The sequence below is a fragment of the Mesorhizobium sp. M8A.F.Ca.ET.208.01.1.1 genome, from assembly GCF_004791315.1.
In the GTDB taxonomy this organism is placed as follows: Bacteria; Pseudomonadota; Alphaproteobacteria; order Rhizobiales; family Rhizobiaceae; genus Mesorhizobium.
In genome coordinates this window covers 561,778-582,693 of record NZ_SRUT01000003.1, presented here as the reverse complement: position 1 = coordinate 582,693, position 20,916 = coordinate 561,778, and the positions used below count along the sequence as shown (strand labels likewise).

Genomic DNA, 20,916 nt, shown 5'->3' with positions numbered 1-20,916 from the left:
CCTGGCCTTTTTCGACCGCGAGGCGGTCTAGGTGGCCAAGAGCGCGTTCATCACGCTTGACGCTGCCCAAAATAACCCAGGTACCATTCGACGAACCGCCCTACCCCCTCGGTGACGGAGGTCCGGGGGCGGTAGCCGACCGCCGCTTGCAGTGCCGAAGTGTCGGCGAAGGTGTCGGGCACGTCGCCGGCCTGCAGCGGCAGGAGTTCGATCACGGCCTTGCGGCCAAGCGCGTTTTCCAGCGCCTCGACATAGGCGGTCAGCTTCACCGGATTGTTGTTGCCGATGTTGAAGATGCGCCAGGGCGCGCTGCTGGTCGCCGAATCCGGATGGCTGGAATCCCAGGCCGGGTTGGCCGCGGCGGGGCTGTCGCTGGCGCGGATCACGCCTTCGGCGATGTCCTCGACATAGGTGAAGTCGCGCGTGTGGTTGCCGTTGTTGAACAGCTTGATCGGCTCGCCGGCCAGGATGCTCCTGGTGAACAGGAACAGCGCCATGTCCGGGCGCCCCCAGGGACCGTACACGGTGAAGAAACGCAGCCCCGTGGTGGGCAGGCCGAACAGATGGCTGTAGCTGTGCGCCATCAGTTCGTTGGCGCGCTTGGTGGCGGCGTAGAACTGCAAGGGATGGTCGGCCGGGCGATGCTCGGAAAACGGCATGTCGGTGTTGGCGCCATAGACACTGGAGGTGCTGGCATAGGTCAGGTGCCCGACACGGCTGCCGCGGCAGGCCTCGAGCATGTTGGTGAAAGCAACGATGTTGCTTTCGACATAGGCGTGTGGGTTTTCCAGGCTGTAGCGCACGCCTGCCTGCGCGGCCAGGTGGATCACCCGGTCGAAGGCGTGGTCGGCAAAGCAGCCGTCGACCACGCTGCGGTCGGCGAGATTGCCATGGATGAAATGATAGCCGGCATTGGTGCCGCGACCCGCCTCGGCCAGCAGCCGCAGCCGCGCCTCCTTGATCTCAGGGTCGTAGTAGTCGTTGATGCTGTCGATGCCGACAACCTCGTCACCGCGCTCCAGGAGCCGCCTGGCGACATGATAGCCTATGAAGCCGGCAGCGCCGGTGACCAGAACCTTCATCAGAAACGCCCGTCCGTGACATGGCTGGGAAACAGGCCCGAGCTCATCGCAGGCCAAGCTCCGGCCCGAAGTGATCCGGGCCGGATGTTCTCAAATCAGGAGCGCTTCAGCAATGACCAGACGGCCGGCACGAGGCTGGCCGCGAGAGCCACCTTGATCAGGTCGCCGACGATGAACGGCACGACGCCGAACTGCCAGGATTTTTCCGGGCCGATGAGCAGCGCCAGCCAGGCAAAACCCATTGCCATCATCACCACTTCGGCAACCAGCATGGCGTTGAAGAGCTTGATCGGATGACGGTCCCAGCCGCGGTCGGCGGCCCAGCCGACAATCGCCGCCATGACCACGAAGCCGGCGAGATAGCCGCCGGTCGAACCGAGCATATAGGCGATGCCGACGCCTTTTTCCGGCGTGCCCTGGAAGACCGGGAAGCCCATCGCGCCTTCCGCCATGTAGAGCAGCAAAGTGGCGACGCCGAGCCGCATGCCGAAGGCGGCGGCGATCAGGAAGACGGCGAGCGTCTGCATCGAGATATCGACAGGCCCGAGCACTACCCTGGTCTTGGCCGAAAGGGTCAACAGCAGTGTCCCGGCAATCGCCAGGAAAAACTGCGTCGCCAGCCGCGCGGCACCATCTTGCGGCAAGGCCAGAAAAACAAGCGGGCGCGTCGTCGTTGCGGTTGTCATGATCTTCCCCAATTCAATCTTGGCGCGAACCAGAAATCGCGGTCTTGCGTTTTCCTATATTGGCTTGCGTGCTATGCGGCAATCGGTTTTGCCGTTCCGGGAACAATGTGCCGACATGGCTCTCAAATTCGATACCAGCTTCGACCCCGCTTATGGCCAAGGCGTAAGCGTGGCCCCCGACGTGCAACGTGTCACCGCCCGCAATCCCAGTCCCTTCACCTTTCATGGCACCAACAGCTATGTGGTGGGACGTGACACGCTGGCGGTGATCGATCCCGGGCCGGATGACGAGGGGCATCTGCGGACCTTGCTCGACGTGATCGCCGGACGGCCGGTCAGCCACATCTTCGTCAGCCACACGCATCGCGACCATTCCCCGCTGGCCGCCCGGTTGAAGGAGCGCACCGGCGCCCAGGTGCTGGCGGAGGGACCGCACCGGCCGGCGAGACCCTTGCATATCGGCGAAACCAATGCGCTCGACGCCAGCGCCGACACCGCTTTCATCCCCGACATCGCGTTGCCGGACGGCGAACTGGTCAGCGGCGACGGCTGGACGATCCGAACGGTGCTGACGCCCGGCCACACCGCCAATCACGCGGCATTCGCGCTGGAAGGCACCGGAATCCTGTTTTCAGCCGATCATGTCATGAGCTGGGCAACCTCCATCGTCGCGCCGCCGGACGGGGCAATGGCCGATTACATGGCATCGCTCGACCGGCTGATCGAGCGCGGCGATCGCCTGCTGCTGCCTGGCCATGGCGGACCAGTGACTGCGCCGCGCGCTTACATGCGCGGACTGAAGACGCATCGCAAGATGCGCGAACGGGCCATACTGGAGCGGATGAGAGCCGGCGACAGGACAATTCCAGACATAGTCAGGGCGATCTACAGGGATATCGATCCACGGCTGCACGGCGCCGCCGGCCTGTCGGTGCTTGCCCATCTGGAGGATTTGGTGGCGCGCGGCGTCGTGGCGACAAACGCCGCCCCAGCCATAGATGGCATTTTCACGCCGGGCCGATAGGTCTGCCCCACCCAAGCGTTCACCCTACCGTCGTCGCAGGCGCGAATTCGCGCGGAAATGGCTACTCGGCCGGCGCCGCGCCGACCTGGCCGGCGACTTCCTGATCCAGTTCCGCCAGGAAATCGGTGATGCGCGCGGCATTGTCGCCAAGGTCATGGCGGCCGTAACGCGAGGCCGAGCGCATGTCGACGATGACCGTGTCGCCGTCATCCATGACGCGAATGGCGACGTCGGCGGGAAGGCCGAGAACGAAGCTCGAGGCAATGGCGGTGATGGTCACCTCTGTCTGTCCGGCGAGTTCGGGATAAGGCTCCGAAAGGTCCCAGCCGCGCCGGTCGAGCACGGTTTCAACGGCGTTGACGATGGTCTCAAATGGCAGGTCGTAGCTGCGTGCGGTGACCAATGGATAGCTGTCGGTCTGCAAACTCTGCTCACCCGGCGTCGGCGGGGACAGCACGTTCATTTCCTTGGTCCGGTCACCGACATCGAGCGCGGGCGGTTCATCGAAATCGGTCGAGATGTCCCGCAGCGGCGGATAGATCGTCGCCCAGTAGGCGGCAACGCCATAGGGGGTAAGCACCAGCAGCGCCAGCACGGCGCCGACGGTGAGATCGCGGCCACCACGGTCACCAAAATTCCACAGCCTCGCAAAGGCCAGGCCGGCAAGCAACAGCGCCAGCGCCGCCAGCAGGGCGACAATGCCCAACACCCACAGGAACACCGGCGTTTGAACGAGGCCGAAGCGATGGCCGACAAAGTTCGTCAGCAAAAGCACCGCCGAAAAGGCGGCCGTGCGCCGCGACCAGCTGGCAGCCTTCGACGTTTGCCGTTCGGGAATGCTAACCATTATTCTCTGCTGCCCCAACCCGGACGGAGGTTTAGTGCCTTTTTGCGGCGGCTTGAAGCCGAAACACGCAACATCCCCTCAATCCGTCGGCAAGCGATAGTCCCTGAACTGCTGACGCAAGGTGATCTTCTGGATCTTGCCGGTGGCGGTGTGCGGTATCTCACCGACGAAAGCGACGTCGTCCGGCATCCACCATTTGGCCACCTTGCCATCCATGAAATCGAGAATCTCGGCCTTGGTCGGTTCCTTGCCCGGCTTGGCGACTACGACCAGCAAGGGCCGCTCGCCCCATTTCGAATGCTGGACGCCGATGGCCGCCGCTTCCGCTACATCGGGGTGGCCGACGGCCAGATTCTCCAGGTCGATGGTCGAAATCCATTCGCCGCCGGACTTGATGACGTCCTTGGCGCGGTCGGTGATCTGCATGTAGCCCCCGGCATCGATATGAGCGACGTCTCCGGTATCGAACCAGCCATCCTCATCGAACTGCTCCGCGCCCACACCGCCATAATAGGCGCGAGCGACTGCCGGACCGCGTACCTTGAGCCGGCCAAACGTCTTGCCGTCCCAGGGCTGCGCGTTGTCGTCGTCGTCGGTCACCTTCATTTCGACGCCGAAGGGCGGGTAACCCTGCTTGCTCTGGACGTCGAGCCGAGCCTCGCCGTCAAGGTCTGCATAGTCCGGCTTCAAGGTGCACAGCGTGCCGAGCGGCGACATTTCGGTCATGCCCCAGGCGTGGATGACCTGGACACCGTAATTGTTCTGGAACTTCGTCATGATCGCGCGCGGGCACGACGAGCCGCCGATCACGACCTTGTTGAGATGGGGAAGTGTCTTGCCGGTCTCCTCCAGATATTGGAGCAACATCATCCACACGGTCGGCACGGCGGCGCTGAATGTGACCTTCTCCTGGTCGAGCAACTCATAGATCGAGGCACCGTCCATCTTGCAGCCAGGCATGACCAGCTTGGAGCCCATCATCGGGCCGCTCTGGCCAAGGCCCCAGGCATTGGCGTGGAACATCGGCACCACCGGCAGGATCGTGTCGCGCGCCGACAGGCCCATGGCGTCGGGCATGGCCGCGATCATGGCATGAAGCACGTTCGAGCGATGGCTGTAGACGACGCCCTTGGGGTCACCCGTCGTGCCGGACGTATAGCACATGCCGGCGGCGGTGCCTTCGTCGAAGGTCTTCCAGGTGAAGTCGCCATCGACCTCATCGAGCCAGTCCTCGTAGGCTACGACACCGGGCAAGGTCGTTTGCGGCATGTGCGCCTTGTCGGTGAGCACGATCACCTTCTTCAGCGATTTGACGGCACCAGCGATCTTCTCGAGCAACGGGATGAAGGTGATGTCGACGAAAACGGCCTTGTCCTCGGCGTGGTTCATGATCCAGACGATCTGTTCTGGAAACAGGCGCGGATTGAGGGTGTGGTAGATAGCGCCGATGCCCATGGTGCCATACCAGGCCTCGATGTGGCGGGCGGTGTTCCAGGCCAGCGTCGCGATGCGGTCGCCCAAGGCAAAACCGTCGCGCTCCAAGCGCTGGGCGACCTTGAGGGAACGACGATGGATGTCGGCGTAGGTGGTGCGCACGATCGGCCCCTCGATCGAACGCGACACGATCTCGCGCACACCATGCTGCCTTTCAGCGTTGTCGATCAGCTTGTGGCACAGCAGCGGCCATTCCTGCATCAATCCCAGCATGCCGTTCCCTCCCTCACGCTTTTCGCCCCCGAGCTTTTCGCTTCACCCTTTTGATCGCATTGTGAAGCGAACCCGGGAATTGTCCAGCCATCCAGGAGCGCAGCGGACGAAATTCGGAGTTCGACCCGTATTGGCAAACGATTGAATCCGGACGCTTTTTGAGTCCATTTGGCTGGTCCTGCCGCCAGTCGAATGTCAGGGGCTTCAAATACGTTTGCATCGAGGTAAACTCCGGTGATCGGACCGACAGCAAAAAGCGCCACAATCCGGCCATCGTCGGTGTTAAGTTTCGTTAACGGGCAAAGGGGTGCGATTGGCGACTGAAAGAGGTTCGCATGGACACGCTCGACGATAAGGTTCTCGAGAGTACACTTGCCGAAAGCCTGGCCGATCTGGTGCCGGACGAAAAGACTGTTTCCGAAGACGAGTTCGTCGAAGTTGTCGGCGGCGCGCTCGAAGCGGTCGGCGGCACGCTGCTGTTCAAGATGTGCGTCCAGAACGAAGGGGAAGGCCAGCACGTCGCGGCGGCATCCGTCGGCGATGGCGGCAATCGCCAGTTCCTCCTGCTCACCTTGCCAACCGGCGGCGGGGCGCTGAAAGTCGAGACCATTTCGAGAAGCAGCAACCCGGTGGCGGGCATCGCGGCCGCCTATGCCGGGCTGATGGACGCCTTCAAAACCGCCGCCTGAATTTCCGCGGCAACCCGAAGGCTATCTTGCGCCACGCACGAGCGCATGGCGTCTGTTTTGTTTGCGACTACGGGCTTGCGCAATCCGGCCGTCCACCACACTTAAGGTCGGGGCAAGAGGAACCAGCATGGACAAGATCGCCAACCCGGCACCCGGCTTTCAGCGCAATCCCGACAAGATCATCACGATAGAGCCCTATTCCAGCACCGTCACGGTCCGCGCCGGCGATACGGTCATCGCTTCGTCCGCGAAGGCGAAGGTGCTGACGGAGGCCCCTTACCCCGCCGCCTTCTACATTCCGTTCGCCGACATCGATTTCGACAAGCTCAGCCGAACGGACCACTCGACCCACTGCCCCTACAAGGGTGACGCCAGCTATTGGAGCGTGCTGCCGGCGGGCGAAGCGGGCAAGGATGCGATGTGGGCCTACCGCCAACCGTTCGACGAGATGACCGACATCCGCGACCACGGCGCGTTCTACGCCAGCAAGGTCACCATCGAAGCCAAGCCGGACTGAACGCTTCAGCCCGAAGGCACTTGAGAGTGCATTGAGGTTCAGATCCGACCCTCGCCGCCGACGAGAGGGCTGGCACCCTCTCCCGGCGGTCCGTTCTCGACCCTTCGGCAACGAAAGTCATAAGACAAGCAATTCCAGGAAAAGTGCGCAGCGGTTTTCCCGGGAGAAGCGCGTAGCGCTTCCCCTCGGGAATTGCGTAAAAACAAGAAGTTAGAGCGGGTCAGACATTCTATCGAACACTGAACCGCTCTCGATCGGTTTTGAACCGTTCTACTCGGTGGTGCCGTGATTGCCCGTCCCATCGGCGTCGTCGAGCCGCACGAAGGTCATGCCCTTGTCCTTGAGCGCCAGCAGGCCCTGGACAACGCCCTCGCCTGCGGCATGGGTCGGCTGGTTGATATGAGCGATGATGACGTCGCCATCCTTGGCCGCGGCGATACGCTTGGCCGTCTCCTTGGCGCCGAGCAGCGAGCCGCCATCGCCATTGATCGAGAAGCCGGCAATCTTGAAGCCGAGCTTGCGGATCATTGCAATGGCCGAGGGGCTATATTCGGCGGTTGCGCCGCGGAACCATTTCGGCGCCGGCTCGCCGGTCCCGGCAAGTGCGGCGGCGCCCGACTCGACCTCGGCCGCTACCGCTTCGGGACTGCCGGCGCTGCGTATGCCATAGATTTTCTGTGGCGTGTCGACCGCCGGAACATGGCGGCCGCCGTGATTTTCCAGTTCGAACAGGTCGGGATGTGCCCGCATGATCGCGACGGCCTCGGCGTTGCGCTTCAGCCAGATGCCGGTGACGAAAATGGTGGCCGGTATCCTGTTGTCCACCAGCGCCGAGAGAATGCGCGTGTCGGTCTTGCCGCCGCAGGCATCGAGCGTGAGCGCGACGCGACCGGTTCCGCTTGCAGCCGGCTTGATGTGCAGCGTGGGTTCGACCAGCGGCGCGGCATGGGCGCTGGATAGCAGCGCTATCGACATGGCGATCATGCAGAGATTTTTTTGCAGCAGACGCATCGAACCCGAATTCCTGACCGGCGATTTCAAGCCGGTAACCCAAAACCCGCATGAAGGCGGAAATCGGGACGATGGATAGCAGAAAAACGCCTGGCGCGGCAATTTGACCGACTGAGAACGAGCTGTTGGACGACAGCCTTGCCGATCGATCACCGCTCAGACAGCGCGTTCCTGTTTCATCTCGGTGCGCGCCAGAACCTCGCGCGCCGCTTCGACGACCGGCTTCACCTCCAGGCGCCAAACGCAGCACGCCTTGCTGGGGTCGGTCCGGCGGCACAGATCCTTGGCCACGCAATCACATGGCATTGACGGCCGAAGCGCGATGCTGGGCACGCCGACAGGTCCCCAGCGCGACGGATTGGTCAGGCCGAAAAGGCCGACAACCGGGGTACCCGCGGCAGCGGCCATGTGCATCGGGCCGCTTTCGTTGCCAAGAAACATCCGGGCCTGTTCCAGGACCGCCAGCAGGCTCTCGAGCGACAGCTCTCCAACCAGGTCGACCACCTGCGTCGCCGTCCCGGCGACGATCCGCGCGGCGGTTTCACGTTCGTCTGGCCCCCCGACCAGGACGACACCCAGTCCGGTTTCGGCCGCGATCTCGTCAATCGCCTCCGCGAACCGTTCGGGCTGCCATTGCCGGCCCTTGAAACTGGCGCCCGCATGCACGGCGATGAAGGCGTTCGGGTGGATATGGTGCCTGCCCAGGAGCGCCAGGGCTTTCTCGGCCTCGAATGGCAGCGGCTTGATGCTCGGTACCGTGGCGTGCAGATCGATGCCGAGTGCTTCAAGAGGGGAGAGATAGCGATAGACAAAATGCTGGCCGCCAAACCCGAATGGCTTGGCAAACACATTGGCGGGCTGCCGCTCCAACAGCTTCAGCGGCCTCTCGGAAGGATTGTAGCCGACGCGTGTCCTGGCGTTGACGAACCCGCTGACAAGCCGAGAGGTCTTGGAATCGGTCAGGTCGATCGTCAGGTCGAAGCGAAAGCCACGCAGCGCCCGCACCACGGCATAGAGCTCTTTTGCGCGTTGCAGTAGGGTACCCCGCATGCTGGCCCGCCTGAACGCAACCACCTCGGAAGCGATGCCATGCGCAACCACGAAGCTCTCGAAATGTGCTTCGCAGAGGAACACGATCCTGGCGCCGGGGAATTCGAGCCGCAGGTTCCTGGCGAGTGTCGAGGCGAGGACGATATCGCCTACGAACTTCGTTTGAATGATCAGGATCGAGCGGATCGGAGCGGGTGATATCTGCAACATCTGTTTCCGGAAGCAATTGGCGGTCATCCGTAAATTGGTCGAGAACAGTGTCGAGATTACGCTATGTCGCCAGCACGTTCACGTGAATTTTCCTACAAACCTTAAGCTCCGTACCAGTCTATCCACGCCCCGTCTTCGCCGCATGCACCGCGGCCTGCGCGGCCGCCAGCCTGGCGATCGGCACGCGGTAGGGCGAGCAGGAGACGTAGTCGAGCCCGACCTCCTCGCAGAAGCGGATCGACGAGGGATCACCGCCATGCTCGCCGCAAATGCCAAGCTTGATGCCGGGCCGCGTCGCCCTGCCCTTTTGCGCCGCCATGCGTACCAGTTCACCGACACCGTCAATGTCGAGCGAGACGAACGGATCCTGCTCGATGATGCCCTTCTGGCGGTAGGTTTCCAGGAAGGACGCCGCATCGTCGCGCGAGATGCCGAAGGTGGTCTGGGTGAGGTCGTTGGTGCCGAAGGAGAAGAACTCGGCCGACTCGGCGATGACATGGGCGCGGATCGCCGCGCGGGGGAGCTCAATCATGGTTCCAGTGAGGTAGTCGATCTTGACGCCGCTCTCATCCATGACGCTCTTGGCGACCGCATCGATGCGCGCCTTCACATAATCGAGTTCCTTCACCAGGCCGACCAGCGGCACCATGATCTCGGGCACCACCAGCGCGCCGGCTTTCTTGCCGGCCTCGACAGCGGCCTCGAAAATGGCGCGCGCCTGCATCTCGGCGATCTCCGGGTAAGAGACGGCGAGCCGACAGCCGCGATGGCCGAGCATCGGATTGAATTCGTGCAGCGCCTCGGTGCGCTGCCGGAGCTTGTCGGGCGACACGTTCATGGCGACCGCGACCTCGGCGAGTTCGGCTTCGGTCTTGGGCAGGAATTCGTGCAGCGGCGGATCGAGCAGGCGGATCGTCACCGGCAGGCCGGCCATGATTTCGAACAGTTCCAGAAAATCCGAGCGCTGCATGGGCAGAAGCTTGGCCAGCGCGGCGCGCCTGTCCTTCTCGGTGTCGGCCAGGATCATCTCGCGCATGGCGACGATGCGCGCGCCGTCGAAGAACATGTGTTCGGTCCGGCAAAGCCCGATGCCTTCGGCGCCGAAGGAGCGCGCCATGCGGGCATCGAGAGGCGTTTCGGCGTTGGTGCGCACCTTCATGCGGCGAACCGCGTCCGCCCACTCCATGATGGCCGCGAAATCGCCTGACAATTCCGGCTGCAGCATCGCCACGGAGCCCTTGAGCACCTGGCCGTTACCGCCGTCGATGGTGATGATGTCGCCCTTGCGGAAGGTCTGGCCCATCGAGAGCAGCGTGCCGGCCCTGTAGTCGACGCGCAGCGAGCCGGCGCCGGACACACAAGGCTTGCCCATGCCGCGCGCGACAACCGCCGCGTGGCTGGTCATGCCGCCGCGCGTGGTCAGGATACCTTCGGCCGCGTGCATGCCGTGGATATCTTCCGGACTGGTCTCTATGCGCACCAGGATCGCCTTGCGCCCTTGCGTCTTCAGGTCCTCGGCATCGCCGGAGGAAAAGACGATCTCACCGGTGGCGGCCCCGGGGGACGCCGGCAGGCCGACGCCAATGACGTCGCGCGCGGCTTTCGGGTCGATGGTCGGGTGCAGCAACTGGTCAAGCGAAGCCGGATCAATGCGCGCGACCGCTTCCTCCTTGGTGATCAGTCCGTCCCTGGCCATTTCGACGGCAATCCTGAGCGCCGCCTTGGCGGTACGCTTGCCGGAACGGGTCTGCAGCATCCACAACTTGCCGCGCTCGATGGTGAATTCGAGATCCTGCATGTCGCGATAGTGCTTTTCCAGGCTGTCGGAAATGGTGACGAACGACTGGAAGGCGTCCGGCATCAGCTTCTGCAGTGACGGCTTGTCGGAACCCGCCGCGATGCGCGCCGCCTCGGTGATGTTCTGCGGCGTGCGGATGCCGGCAACGACATCCTCGCCCTGCGCGTTGACCAGGAACTCGCCATAGAGCTGCTTTTCGCCGGTCGACGGGTTGCGGGTGAAGGCAACGCCGGTGGCCGAGGTCTCGCCCATATTGCCGAACACCATGGCCTGAACATTGACCGCCGTGCCCCAGCTTTCGGGAATATCGTGCAGGCGCCGGTAGGTGATGGCGCGGTTGTTCATCCAGCTCGAAAACACCGCGCCGATCGCGCCCCAGAGCTGCTCGTGCGGATCCTGCGGGAACGGCCGGCCGAGCTCTTCCTCGACCTTGGCTTTGTAGAGCGCGATGACGCCTTGCCATTCGATGGCCGTCAGCTCGGTGTCGAGTTCATGGCCGAGGCTGGCTTTCTGGTCTTCCAGGATTTCCTCGAACACCTCGTGATCGAGGCCCATGACGACATCGGAATACATCTGGATGAAACGGCGGTAGCTGTCATAGGCAAAGCGCGCATCGCCGGAATCGGAGGCCAGGGCCTCGACCGTCTCGTCGTTCAATCCGAGATTGAGCACCGTGTCCATCATGCCGGGCATCGACGCCCGGGCGCCGGAACGCACCGAAACCAGGAGCAGCTTCGAAGGGTCGCCGAACCGGCGGCCGGTCAGCCGGCCGATATGGTCGAGCGCGACAGCGACGTCGGCTTCCAATCCCGCCGGGTAGGTACGGCCATTGGCATAGTAGGCATTGCAGACCTCGGTGGTGATGGTAAAGCCCGGCGGCACCGGCAGGCCCAGGCTGCACATCTCGGCCAGATTGGCGCCCTTGCCGCCCAGCAGATTCTTGTCGCCGGCACGGCCTTCCGCCGCACCATCGCCAAAGGTGAAAACCCATTTGGTCATGCTTTGCTCTCCGGTTGCAGGAGATTGGAAAGATTGGCGAAACGGAAAGCTCCGCCCGTGTCCGACTTTGGAGCGATATGATGCTGCAGTGCGAAAGGCAAGCGCCGGCCAAAGCCGTCGGGTCGCTACAATCGATTAAGAAAAAGCCATGCCCCCGGATGCGTCAAAAAGACTTGCCACCTCAATGTTCGATGTCTAGAACATAAAGGGAACAAAGAGATGTCCCATGAAACGGCCTGGAAAACTGGACTATCTGGAAATGCCGGCGACCGGCGGCACGCTGGACCGGCTGAAGGGCTTCTACAGCGCTGCCTTTGGATGGTCGTTCACCGACTATGGACCAACCTATTCGGCCTTTGCCGAGGGGCTGGAAGGAGGTTTTCAGGCTGATGCAGGGGAAGCGCCGGCCAAGCCGCTGCCTGTGCTTTACAGTGAGAATCTGGAAGAAACCCTTCGCGCGGTCGAAAGCGCCGGCGGAACGATCGTCAAGCCGATATTCCCATTCCCCGGCGGCCGACGCTTCCACTTCGTCGACCCAGCCGGCAACGAGTTGGCCGTGTGGTCCGTATAGTCCGTTTGTGGATCATCTGGAGGCAATCGCACTGCTGGTCAGGCGAGTGCCTTCGCGGCTGCTCATAAGCATTGTGCTTTTCGGCTGCTCTGCTAATAACGCGCCGCACAGCGACTCTGACGGCTATTGGGGCGTCGCCAAGTGGTAAGGCATCGGTTTTTGGTACCGACATTCCCAGGTTCGAATCCTGGCGCCCCAGCCAAGCGCAGCACGCACCGAATCGGCCCTGCTCAAAAACGCCGCGCCAAGCGCACTTTATTTGCGGGCATGCGTACTCATCAGGATATTGTCAGAACAAGCGTCCTGTTGGCCATCTCCGTATCCTGTCTCGGTGTTTCAAGTTTCAATACCGGCACTTGGTCCCCACCAGCGTCTCAAATGTGTGCCATTTTTGCTACATTCTTTGGCCGTCTGTCTGGATTCTGTGATTTAGTCACAGCTTAATAATGAAACGCTCACGGTAATTTGCAAGATAGTCAACAAGGCCAGGCGCCAAGCCCGGCTGGGGCGCTCTTAACAAAGCGCGGGGAAACGTGGGTGGGAAAATGAAGACGACAGGTCTGTCGACCAAGGTCATGAGCGTTGGTCTCTTGATGACGGCTACCATGCTGAGTTGCTGGAGCGCGCATGCACTGACACTCAAGGAGGCCATGGCGGTTGCGGTGGAATCCAATCCGGAAATCGGCCAGGCCATCGAAAACCGTGAGGCGATCGAGTTCGAACTGAGACAGGCAAAAGGGCTTTATCTCCCAAGCGTCGATGTCGAGGCATCCGCTGGTGCTCGCCGTCTGGACAACTCCTCCCGCCGCGCGCTCTCCATCGAGCACGACGCGCTTTATCCCGCGGAGACCGACCTGACAGTTTCGCAAACGCTTTATGATAGTGGCGCAAGGCGAGCCGAACTCAACCGTCAGGCCTCGCGGGTCGATGGCGCCTCGTTCCGCGTGCTGGAGCGATCCGAGTTCATCGGGCTGTCGGTTGTCCAGGATTACCTGGAATACATGCTTCAGGCCTCGATCGTGGCAGAGGCAAAGAAGAATCTGGGCTTTCACCAAGCGATTCTCCACGACATCAGGGAAGGCATAGCAGGCGGCGGGTTGAACGAAGCCGACCGGCAACAGGCGGAGGAGCGCTTGTTCGCGGCCAAGGCCCGCATGCAGGAAGCCGCCGAGGAACTCGAGGCCTCGAGGATCCGCTTCTTCAAGACCGTTGGGAAACCGCTGACCAATGCATCGCGGCCTGGCGATGTTTCCTCTGCGCTGCCAAGGTCGCTGGACGACGCACTGGGCATTGCGCGGGAGAACAATCCGCGCGTCCACATGGCCAATAGCGATATTTCCGCCGCCGCCTCGCAGGTTGACGCCGCGCGGGCGAAATACGGCCCTTCGGTCGTCGCCGAAGGCGTTGCCCGGGCCGGATACGACATTGACGGCGACAATGGAGACACGTCCGATCTGCAAGCACGGGTGGTGCTGCGGTGGAATCTGTACCGGGGCGGCATCGACAAAGCCAATGAGCAGGAGCAGATCCGCCGCGCCAGCGAGCAGCGGCTTGGGCTGCATCAGGTTCTGCGGGAGATCGAAGAAGCCGTTCGCACGTCGTGGGATCGCCGCTTCCGGCAAGCCGATCTGGCAAAGACCCTGAAGCTGCAAGCCGCTACCAACGAGAAGCTGGTTGCTTCTTATCGCGAGCAGTTCAAGGTCGGACAGCGCTCGCTGCTCGATGTGCTGGATGCGCAGAATACGCGGTTCAACACAGCGACGCTGGCGGACACCGCGTCCTACGCATCGCTCTTTGCGCAATATCGGCTTCTGGCAGCGACCGGGCAGTTGCTGAAAACGATGGACATCCATCCGCCGAAGCAGGCCACGGCCTACGCCAAAGATGAATTTGCGGTTCCGGAGACCGCGGACACCGAAACCTATGCACGGACCCCGTCGGAACAGACGAACGATATACCCTTCGACATCCTTGCCCCGGTCAGGAAGAAGTGAGCCGGTGTAAGGGAGGTTGAGGGTCCTGGCGGGCGGATCGTGAATCAGCAGCCACATATTCTGTCGCCCAAGGAGGCGTTCAAGGCCTGCTTTTCGGCGATTGCGGCCTATCTCGGCAGGCCGAGTGCGGAGACCGTGCTGTTTGCCGGGGTGCCGATTTCGGACACGCGCATCGAGGTCACCGAGATCCGGCATCTTGCCGAACGCATCGGTCTCGAGACCCACGAATTCAATCATCGCGACTTCCTGCGCGGTCGCGTCGATCTTCCGGCAATTATCTTCCGTGTCAGCCAGTTGCCGATCGCCCTGCTGGCCGAAATCGATGGCGACGGGTATCTCACGGCGCCGCAGGAAGACGGGCGCACGACTATCGGCAAATCCGAGCTGGCCGCAAGTTACATCAGTGGCGGCGTATCGTTCTCGATCACCTATGCCAACGCCACCGAAGGCATGAAGGTCGGGTCGGCGCAGCAGATCGAACGGCGCCATTGGCTGACGGGAACGATGGGCGCTTTCTGGCGCACCTATTCGAAGGTCGTGCTGTCGGCGATTTTCATCAACCTGCTGGCCATCGCCTCGCCGATCTTCACCATGAACGTCTATGACCGTATATTGCCGAACAAGGCGATATCGACGCTCTGGGTGCTGGCGATCGGAATCGGTGCCGTCATTCTCTTCGACCTGCTTCTGAAGACGGCCCGGGCCTCGCTGATCGACTATGCCGGGCGCAAGGCGGACCTGCGGATATCGTATCTGCTGTTCGAGAAGGTGCTGAATTCATCCTTGTCCGCGCGCCCTGGTTCGACCGGCGAATATGCCAACCGTGTCACTCAATATGAGTTCGTCAGGGAGTTTTTCACCTCCAACACCATCAGCGTCTTCATCGACACGGCCTTTGTCTTCATCTTCCTGCTGGTCATCTACGCGATCGGCGATTGGTTGGTCATCATACCGGCCCTGGCATTTGTGGCGTCGGTAATCGTCGGCCTCGTCACGCAACATCGCATCGGCAAACGGGTCGCCGCCTCGATGAACGAAGCATCCCAGCGTCAGGCCTTGCTGGTCGAGTCCATCTCCACGCTGGAAACAATCAAGTCGCTGCGCGCCGAAGCCTATTTGCTGAGGAAGTGGGGCGAGCATTCGAAGAATGCAGCCAACACCTCCGAGAAGATCAAGCAGCTCTCGGCCGCGGCCGGCAACATCACCCAGGCCATCCAGCAGCTTGTGACGGTCGCCCTTGTCGTGGCCGGAGCCTATGCCTTTTCGGAAGGGCATGTATCGACAGGAGCCATTATCGGAACGGTGATGCTGGCGAGCCGGGCCGTGGCTCCGCTCGGCCAGATCGCGATCACCTTGTCGAGATTTCGCCAGGCCATGCTCTCCTTGAGAATGGTGAATTCCATCATGTCCCAACCGGAGGACCGGCCGGACACGGTGGGCTTTGTCAATCGCCCGATCCGCAATGGAGCGATGACGTTCAAGAATGTCGGCTTCGTCTATCCCGGATCGGAAAACGAGGTTCTGTCCGGCCTGAACTTCTCGGTGAAACCGGGCGAACGGATCGGCATCATCGGCCGCATCGGGTCGGGCAAGACGACGATGGGACGCCTGATCGGCAGGCTTTTCCTGCCGAGCTCGGGCGAGCTGCTGCTGGATGGCATCGACATCCGCCAGTATCACCCGTCGGAGGTGCGCGCCGCCGTCGGCATCGTCGCGCAAGCTGGCGATCTGTTTTCGGGCACCGTGAAGGAGAACCTGCTCATGGCATCTCCGGAGGCGACCGACGAGCAGATCATCGAAGCCGCAAAAGCCGCCGGCGTCGACGAGTTCGTCTCTCGCCATCCACGCGGCTACGACATGAATGTCGGCGAGCGAGGCACCAATCTTTCCGGCGGGCAGAGACAGACGGTGGCGATTGCCCGGCTGCTTTTGACCAAGCCGAAGATCGTCTTTCTGGATGAACCGTCCGGCTCGATGGACCTGGCTTCGGAACGACAGCTGATCAAGCAACTGAAGACAGCTTTTGACCGCAACACGACGCTGATCGTCTCGACGCATCGCTTCAGCATGCTCGAACTGGCCGATCGCCTTATTGTTGTCGAACAAGGAAAGATCGTTGCTGACGGGCCAAAAGAACAAGTCATTCAGGCGCTGCAGAGAACCAATTCCTGAATGAACAAATTATATCGGGCTAAACCCGATATAATAACGGGGCGTAGGAAATGCTTGCCAGAGAAGACCGCCCGCCGCTTTTCGCGACGGCGTCCATATTCATCATAGCGGCGCTCTTCGTCGCCTTTGTCGCTTGGTCATCATTCGCCGAGGTCGACGAGATCGCGCGTGGCGATGGCAAGGTCATACCGGCCTCCAAGACCCAGGTCATCCAGGCCAGCGAGCCGGGCGTCGTTCAGGAAATCGCCGTGAAGGTGGGGCAGGTCGTCAGGAAGAACGACCTTATCATTCGTCTCGACAATACTTTGAACACGTCCAGCCTCGGCGAACAGCAAGCCAAGGCGCGAGCCCTGCAGACACGCATCGCCAGGCTCAAATACGAACAGAGCGGCAGCATCAGCGGATCGTTTCCATGTCCGCAGGACATTCAGGCGGTGGCGCCGGAAATCTGCGACAACGAGCAAAATCTCCTCGTTGCCCGACGCGAAAACTTCGACAACAAGCTGTCGGTGCTCAAGTCGCGCCTCGACCAGCGCGAAAAGGAACTCGACGAAGCGAACGCCAATCTCGACCGATTGACAAAAAACCTGGCCGTGAGCGACCAACAGGCGACGCTGGTCGAGGCGATGGTCAAGAAGGGTCTGATGGCAAGGACCGAGCAGCTCAAGGTCGAGCAGGAGCAAACCGAACTCAACGGCCAATTGAACCTGGCCGGCGAGACGATAAAGAAAGCCAAGTCGGCGATCACCGAGGCGCAGCTCCAGGTCGAGGAACTCGGGCTGCAACTGAAGCAGGAAGCACTCGATGACCTGACGCAGGCCTTGGCCGATCTTTCGGTGGTGGACGAAACCATTCGCGGCGCGACCGACAAGGTCGCGCGAACGGATATCCGCTCGCCGGTGGACGGTATCGTCAACACGATGGAACTGAACACCGTCGGCGCCTTCGTCCAGCCCGGTACTGTCGTAGCCGGCATCGTGCCTACTTCCGAGACATTGCTGGTAGAAGCACGTGTTTCGCCCCGCGATGTCGCCTTTATCCGCCCCGATCAGGATGCCTTGATAAAAGTCACGGCTTACGACTTCTCGATCTTTGGCGGCATCGAAGGCAAGGTTTCCAACATTACCGCGGACAGCCTGGTCGATCAGAAGACGGGCGAACCCTATTATCAGGTGCGTGTTGCAACCGAGAAATCGACACTGGTGCGAGACGGAAAGGCATATTCGATCATCCCCGGCATGATCTGTTCCGTGGATATCAAGACCGGGCGCAAGACGATCCTGAGCTACCTGCTGAAGCCGATCAACAAGGCACGTCAGGAGGCAATGAGTGAGCGATAACGCCATCTCTCCCCGGACCTTGAAAGACCGTTTGCTTCTGCCGCTCCCGACAGAAGATTTCGAGCTCGAGTTCCGCGTCGTGGCGCGCGGCGGCGTAAGGCGCGGCATCCGTCTTGAGCGGGCTTTCTGGGTTTCGCTGAAGCAGATGGCCGAGAGCCGCAAATGCACGATCGGCATGCTGGTCGACGAGATCGCCGAAAGTCACGCGGAAAAAGGAAACCTGACCTCGGCAATTCGGGTCGCCTGCATACGCGAATCGGGGAACGAGAACCTGAACCTGCGCAAGCTTGCGTCGATCAGGACGGTAACCGCCATTCTGCTTGCCTGTCCGTCGCCGGCTTTCGCCTTGGCATCGACGAAGAAGATCGTGACGTTCAATGCGTCGTTCCAGCAACTGGTCAAACGGCAGTTGCCGACAGCATTCGACCAGGACACGCGGCAGGACCTGAAGCTGGCGCTGGATCTCAACGTGGCGGATATATTCGCGCGCCTTGACACCAATGGCGACGTTGCCGTTGCGAGCGGATTTGTGATCGGTGCCGGCGAGCGCCGCTACCGGGGCCAGCTGAACGTGGTGCGCGCGCCGGTGCAGGACCTGGAATTGCTGATGGCTTTTGTCTTCAACGGATAGAGCGGCTCATCCTTTCGCGGAAACCGTTCCATCTCCTTGTTTTCACGGCAATTCCCAATGGCAAAGCGCTGCGCACTTTTCCCGGAATTGCTCTCGGCATTGAACCGGGACAGGAAGCGACCACCTTGCCTTTGCTTGACTTCCAGCAGCGCGCCTTCGCCAGGCGCGACGGTTTCGAAACCGCCCTTGACGTCGGCCATCTGCGCGGCCCCCGGTTTGGACCCGTGGATCCATGCCCGGTCGGTGCTGAACGAATACAGTGGCTGATAGTCCGGGAGCGCGCTGTCCTTGAGCACCGTGTTGTTGAGACTGTCGAGAATGTAAGCGCCGCCTGCAGTGCTCACCGAAAGCACGGCGTGGAAGAAACCTCGCTTGCGGTCCTGGAGAACGACGAGCGACATGCTGCGTGCCGGAATGCCGGCCCTTAGCAACGCCGTCATCTTGAGGATGGCGAAGTCCTCGCAGTCACCGGCGCGATTGGCGAGGATTTCCGAAGGTTTCGCCCAGTAGTCGAGCTTGCCGTAAACGACGCTGTCCTTCTTGTAGGCGATCAGGTGGTTGATGCCGCTGTTGATGAATGACAGTTTTTCGACAAAGCCCTTGCCTTGGGCGGCCGAGACCATGGCCGCGAAGGCCGGGCTCTTGTGGTCACAGGGACTGCCCGCGGTGCAACCGGTTATGGCCTGGTAGACCGGTGCCCAGCGCGCCGAAACGGGAAAATTGCGCATGGACAATGCAACCGACCCGAACACGCCCGGGATAATCGACGCAGTCTGCATCGGGTCGACCCCCCTGCCTTCTTGCGCGGTCGAGGCGCTGGAGCCGTCTTGCGCTGGAACGGGACTGTAGCCGTTCAGGACAAGGCTGATCTGGTAGGGGGCGGCCGGCTGCCAGGGCTGGTACCTTTGCAGCGAAATACCGCCGAGACCATGCGGCGCCTGGACCGTCCCAAGCAGCGCTGTTTCGGGCAGGAAATCCCTGACGACCGGCCCGGCAAGGGCTGGTTGCGCCGAGCCGGCCATCCCCACTGCCAGCAGAAGCAGCTTGAGCTTGCTCTTCCCCGGAGCATTCTTTTGTTTTTTCATGACGCCCACCTTTGACCGTGGACGCTACCAATCTTGTCTCAAATTACTGGAAAGGAAGGTGGATAACTTTCCTGTATAATCGTTTTGCTAATTTGAGTAAAATTTTACACGTATTTATACTTCTTTTTACCGGATTGTTCGCATCGCTCGCGGCGAAGCGCCATGCGTCCAAGACAACATATAACTGATTATATGTTCACAGTTTACCAAGCGTAAAAAAAGTTATCGCAGGCATATCCAAATATATAGAATGGATTGATGGACCGTTGCAAAGTCGAGGCGCCACCTGTCTCTTTCCGGGAAATGCCGGAGGGGTTTAAGCTATGGCGACCAGTATTGAATTGGACAACGTTTCGAACTCGTGGGACGAGCATTCCGTCTCCAACGATCACCAGGACCTGACAGCGCCGATCCAGTTGGTGGCGCAGGCCGCACCGGCCGAGCAGGCGGCGGCACCGGCCCAAACGGCGCCGGCTTCGGCCGAACCCGTGCCCGTCGATGTCGGCGGCGGTGCGTCAGCGGCTGCTCCGCCAGCGGCAAATGCCCCACACGAATACGTCGCCGACGCAAGCAACGTCGTCAGACTTCCCGCCAATGTCTCGATCGACAACATCAAGGTCGACGGGCACAACCTCGTGCTCGAGCAGGCGGACGGCTCGGTCATCGTCATCAAGGACGGCGCCCTGAATGTGCCGACCTTCATCATCGGCGAAGTCGAAGTGCCGCGCGTGGCCTTGATCGCCGCGCTGGAAGCGAGCCATGTCGATGTCGCGTTTGGCACGGATGGTTCCATCTCGGCGGGCCCGGGAGGTTCGGCCTCGAGCGCCGGCGGCAATTTCGAACAGCCTGCCGGCGGGATCGGCGACGGCTTCGGCCTGTCGGCATTGCTGCCGCCGACGGACCTGCATTTTGGGCAGCTGGATCATCGCGAGCTGTTTCCTTCCTTGGTCGACAGGGGCGTCTCCGTGGTGGCCATGTCCCTGACCGACCCTGGCCAGGCGGCCAGCGAAACCGGCCTCGATGGCGGCTCGCAACAATCGCCGGGCAGCGACGCACCAAGCAACTCCGAAACCTCCGGCGTCGGCACGATCAGCATCGACGCACCCGATGGCATCGGCTCGATCGTCATCAACGGCACCACCGTGACCGGCGTTAACCAGCAAATCGCGGGCGAGTTCGGCTACATCACGATCCTGTCGTTCGATCCTGGCACAGGTGCCATCCAGTATGACTACACGGTCACCGAGTCGGTTACCCATCCCGTTCACACGACCGGATACGACGCCAACGACACGGTTCCCGACACTTTCAGCATCACCGTCACGGATGTCGACGGCGACACCGCGAGCACGACCTTTGCCGTTGCCATCATCGATGACGTGCCGACGGCGGTTGCCGACACGGACAGTGTCACGGAAGGCGGCACGGCGAGCGGCAACGTGATTACCGGCGTCGGCAGCGACGGCAATGCGGCCGGCGCCGACACCAAGGGTGCCGACGGCG

The 20,916-nt window shown here is 61.6% G+C and carries 16 protein-coding genes, 1 tRNA gene and 1 pseudogene; 10 read left to right on the top strand and 8 right to left on the bottom strand.

The genetic code is table 11. From position 1 onward, the window contains the following. Positions 1-50: 50 nt before the first annotated feature. Positions 51-1,082: an NAD-dependent epimerase gene (locus EN851_RS19485; protein WP_135929861.1), complete on the bottom strand. Its 1,032-nt coding sequence runs from the start codon at positions 1,080-1,082 to the stop codon at positions 51-53. 95 nt (positions 1,083-1,177) lie between these two features. Further along, positions 1,178-1,768: a biotin transporter BioY gene (locus tag EN851_RS19480; RefSeq protein WP_127281119.1), complete on the bottom strand. Its 591-nt coding sequence runs from the start codon at positions 1,766-1,768 to the stop codon at positions 1,178-1,180. A 115-nt stretch (positions 1,769-1,883) separates the two neighbouring features. Between EN851_RS19480 and EN851_RS19475 the strand changes: the two genes are divergently transcribed. After that, a complete protein-coding gene (locus EN851_RS19475; RefSeq protein ID WP_135929860.1) occupies positions 1,884-2,792 on the top strand; it encodes an MBL fold metallo-hydrolase in 909 nt (302 codons plus the stop codon). A 61-nt stretch (positions 2,793-2,853) separates the two neighbouring features. Here EN851_RS19475 and EN851_RS19470 read toward each other — a convergent pair whose 3' ends face one another. Both EN851_RS19470 and EN851_RS19465 read right to left on the bottom strand, forming a co-directional pair. Then, positions 2,854-3,639, bottom strand: a complete 786-nt coding sequence (locus EN851_RS19470) for a DUF1499 domain-containing protein (protein ID WP_135929859.1) — start codon at positions 3,637-3,639, stop codon at positions 2,854-2,856. Between the two features lie 78 nt (positions 3,640-3,717). Then, the gene (locus EN851_RS19465; protein WP_135916295.1) at positions 3,718-5,346 is read right to left on the bottom strand and encodes a fatty-acid--CoA ligase; all 1,629 of its coding nucleotides are present in this window, start codon (positions 5,344-5,346) and stop codon (positions 3,718-3,720) included. Positions 5,347-5,681: 335 nt separating this feature from the next. Here EN851_RS19465 and EN851_RS19460 point away from each other — a divergent pair, with 335 nt between their 5' ends. Both EN851_RS19460 and EN851_RS19455 read left to right on the top strand, forming a co-directional pair. Beyond that, complete coding sequence (locus EN851_RS19460; protein ID WP_127276173.1) at positions 5,682-6,035, top strand: hypothetical protein; 354 nt, start codon at positions 5,682-5,684, stop codon at positions 6,033-6,035. Between the two features lie 127 nt (positions 6,036-6,162). Then, on the top strand, positions 6,163-6,552 hold the full coding sequence (locus tag EN851_RS19455) for a DUF427 domain-containing protein (protein WP_135929858.1): 390 nt from the start codon (positions 6,163-6,165) through the stop codon (positions 6,550-6,552). 270 nt (positions 6,553-6,822) lie between these two features. Here the strand turns inward: EN851_RS19455 and EN851_RS19450 are convergent, their stop codons facing one another. From EN851_RS19450 to ppdK, 3 genes are all read right to left on the bottom strand, one after another. Next, on the bottom strand, positions 6,823-7,563 hold the full coding sequence (locus tag EN851_RS19450) for a polysaccharide deacetylase family protein (RefSeq protein ID WP_127873138.1): 741 nt from the start codon (positions 7,561-7,563) through the stop codon (positions 6,823-6,825). A gap of 156 nt (positions 7,564-7,719) precedes the next feature. Further along, a complete protein-coding gene (locus EN851_RS19445) occupies positions 7,720-8,823 on the bottom strand; it encodes a glycosyltransferase family 9 protein (RefSeq protein WP_135929857.1) in 1,104 nt (367 codons plus the stop codon). A gap of 118 nt (positions 8,824-8,941) precedes the next feature. After that, complete coding sequence (gene ppdK / locus EN851_RS19440) at positions 8,942-11,620, bottom strand: pyruvate, phosphate dikinase (RefSeq protein WP_135929856.1); 2,679 nt, start codon at positions 11,618-11,620, stop codon at positions 8,942-8,944. A gap of 226 nt (positions 11,621-11,846) precedes the next feature. Here ppdK and EN851_RS19435 point away from each other — a divergent pair, with 226 nt between their 5' ends. The 6 genes from EN851_RS19435 (at position 11,847) to EN851_RS19410 (ending at position 18,328) form a co-directional block, all read left to right on the top strand. After that, on the top strand, positions 11,847-12,191 hold the full coding sequence (locus tag EN851_RS19435; protein WP_127276184.1) for a VOC family protein: 345 nt from the start codon (positions 11,847-11,849) through the stop codon (positions 12,189-12,191). 127 nt (positions 12,192-12,318) lie between these two features. Then, positions 12,319-12,393, top strand: a tRNA-Gln gene (locus EN851_RS19430). A gap of 343 nt (positions 12,394-12,736) precedes the next feature. Continuing rightward, positions 12,737-14,185 carry a TolC family protein gene (locus EN851_RS19425; RefSeq protein ID WP_127276186.1) on the top strand — a complete coding sequence of 483 codons (1,449 nt, stop codon included), beginning with the start codon at positions 12,737-12,739 and terminating at the stop codon, positions 14,183-14,185. Positions 14,186-14,224: 39 nt separating this feature from the next. Next, positions 14,225-16,357, top strand: a complete 2,133-nt coding sequence (locus EN851_RS19420) for a type I secretion system permease/ATPase (RefSeq protein WP_135929855.1) — start codon at positions 14,225-14,227, stop codon at positions 16,355-16,357. A gap of 50 nt (positions 16,358-16,407) precedes the next feature. Next, positions 16,408-17,697, top strand: a complete 1,290-nt coding sequence (locus EN851_RS19415) for an HlyD family type I secretion periplasmic adaptor subunit (RefSeq protein WP_127873135.1) — start codon at positions 16,408-16,410, stop codon at positions 17,695-17,697. Next, on the top strand, positions 17,687-18,328 hold the full coding sequence (locus EN851_RS19410; protein WP_135929854.1) for a ribbon-helix-helix domain-containing protein: 642 nt from the start codon (positions 17,687-17,689) through the stop codon (positions 18,326-18,328). The genes EN851_RS19415 and EN851_RS19410 overlap by 11 nt, the downstream gene beginning before the upstream one ends. Here the strand turns inward: EN851_RS19410 and EN851_RS19405 are convergent. After that, on the bottom strand, positions 18,250-19,413 hold the full coding sequence (locus EN851_RS19405) for a transglutaminase-like cysteine peptidase (RefSeq protein WP_245520774.1): 1,164 nt from the start codon (positions 19,411-19,413) through the stop codon (positions 18,250-18,252). The genes EN851_RS19410 and EN851_RS19405 overlap by 79 nt on opposite strands. A gap of 323 nt (positions 19,414-19,736) precedes the next feature. On the opposite strand from EN851_RS19405, the pseudogene EN851_RS36375 reads away from it, so the two are divergent. Beyond that, positions 19,737-20,916 (top strand): annotated as a pseudogene (locus EN851_RS36375) (hypothetical protein); the annotation flags it as partial.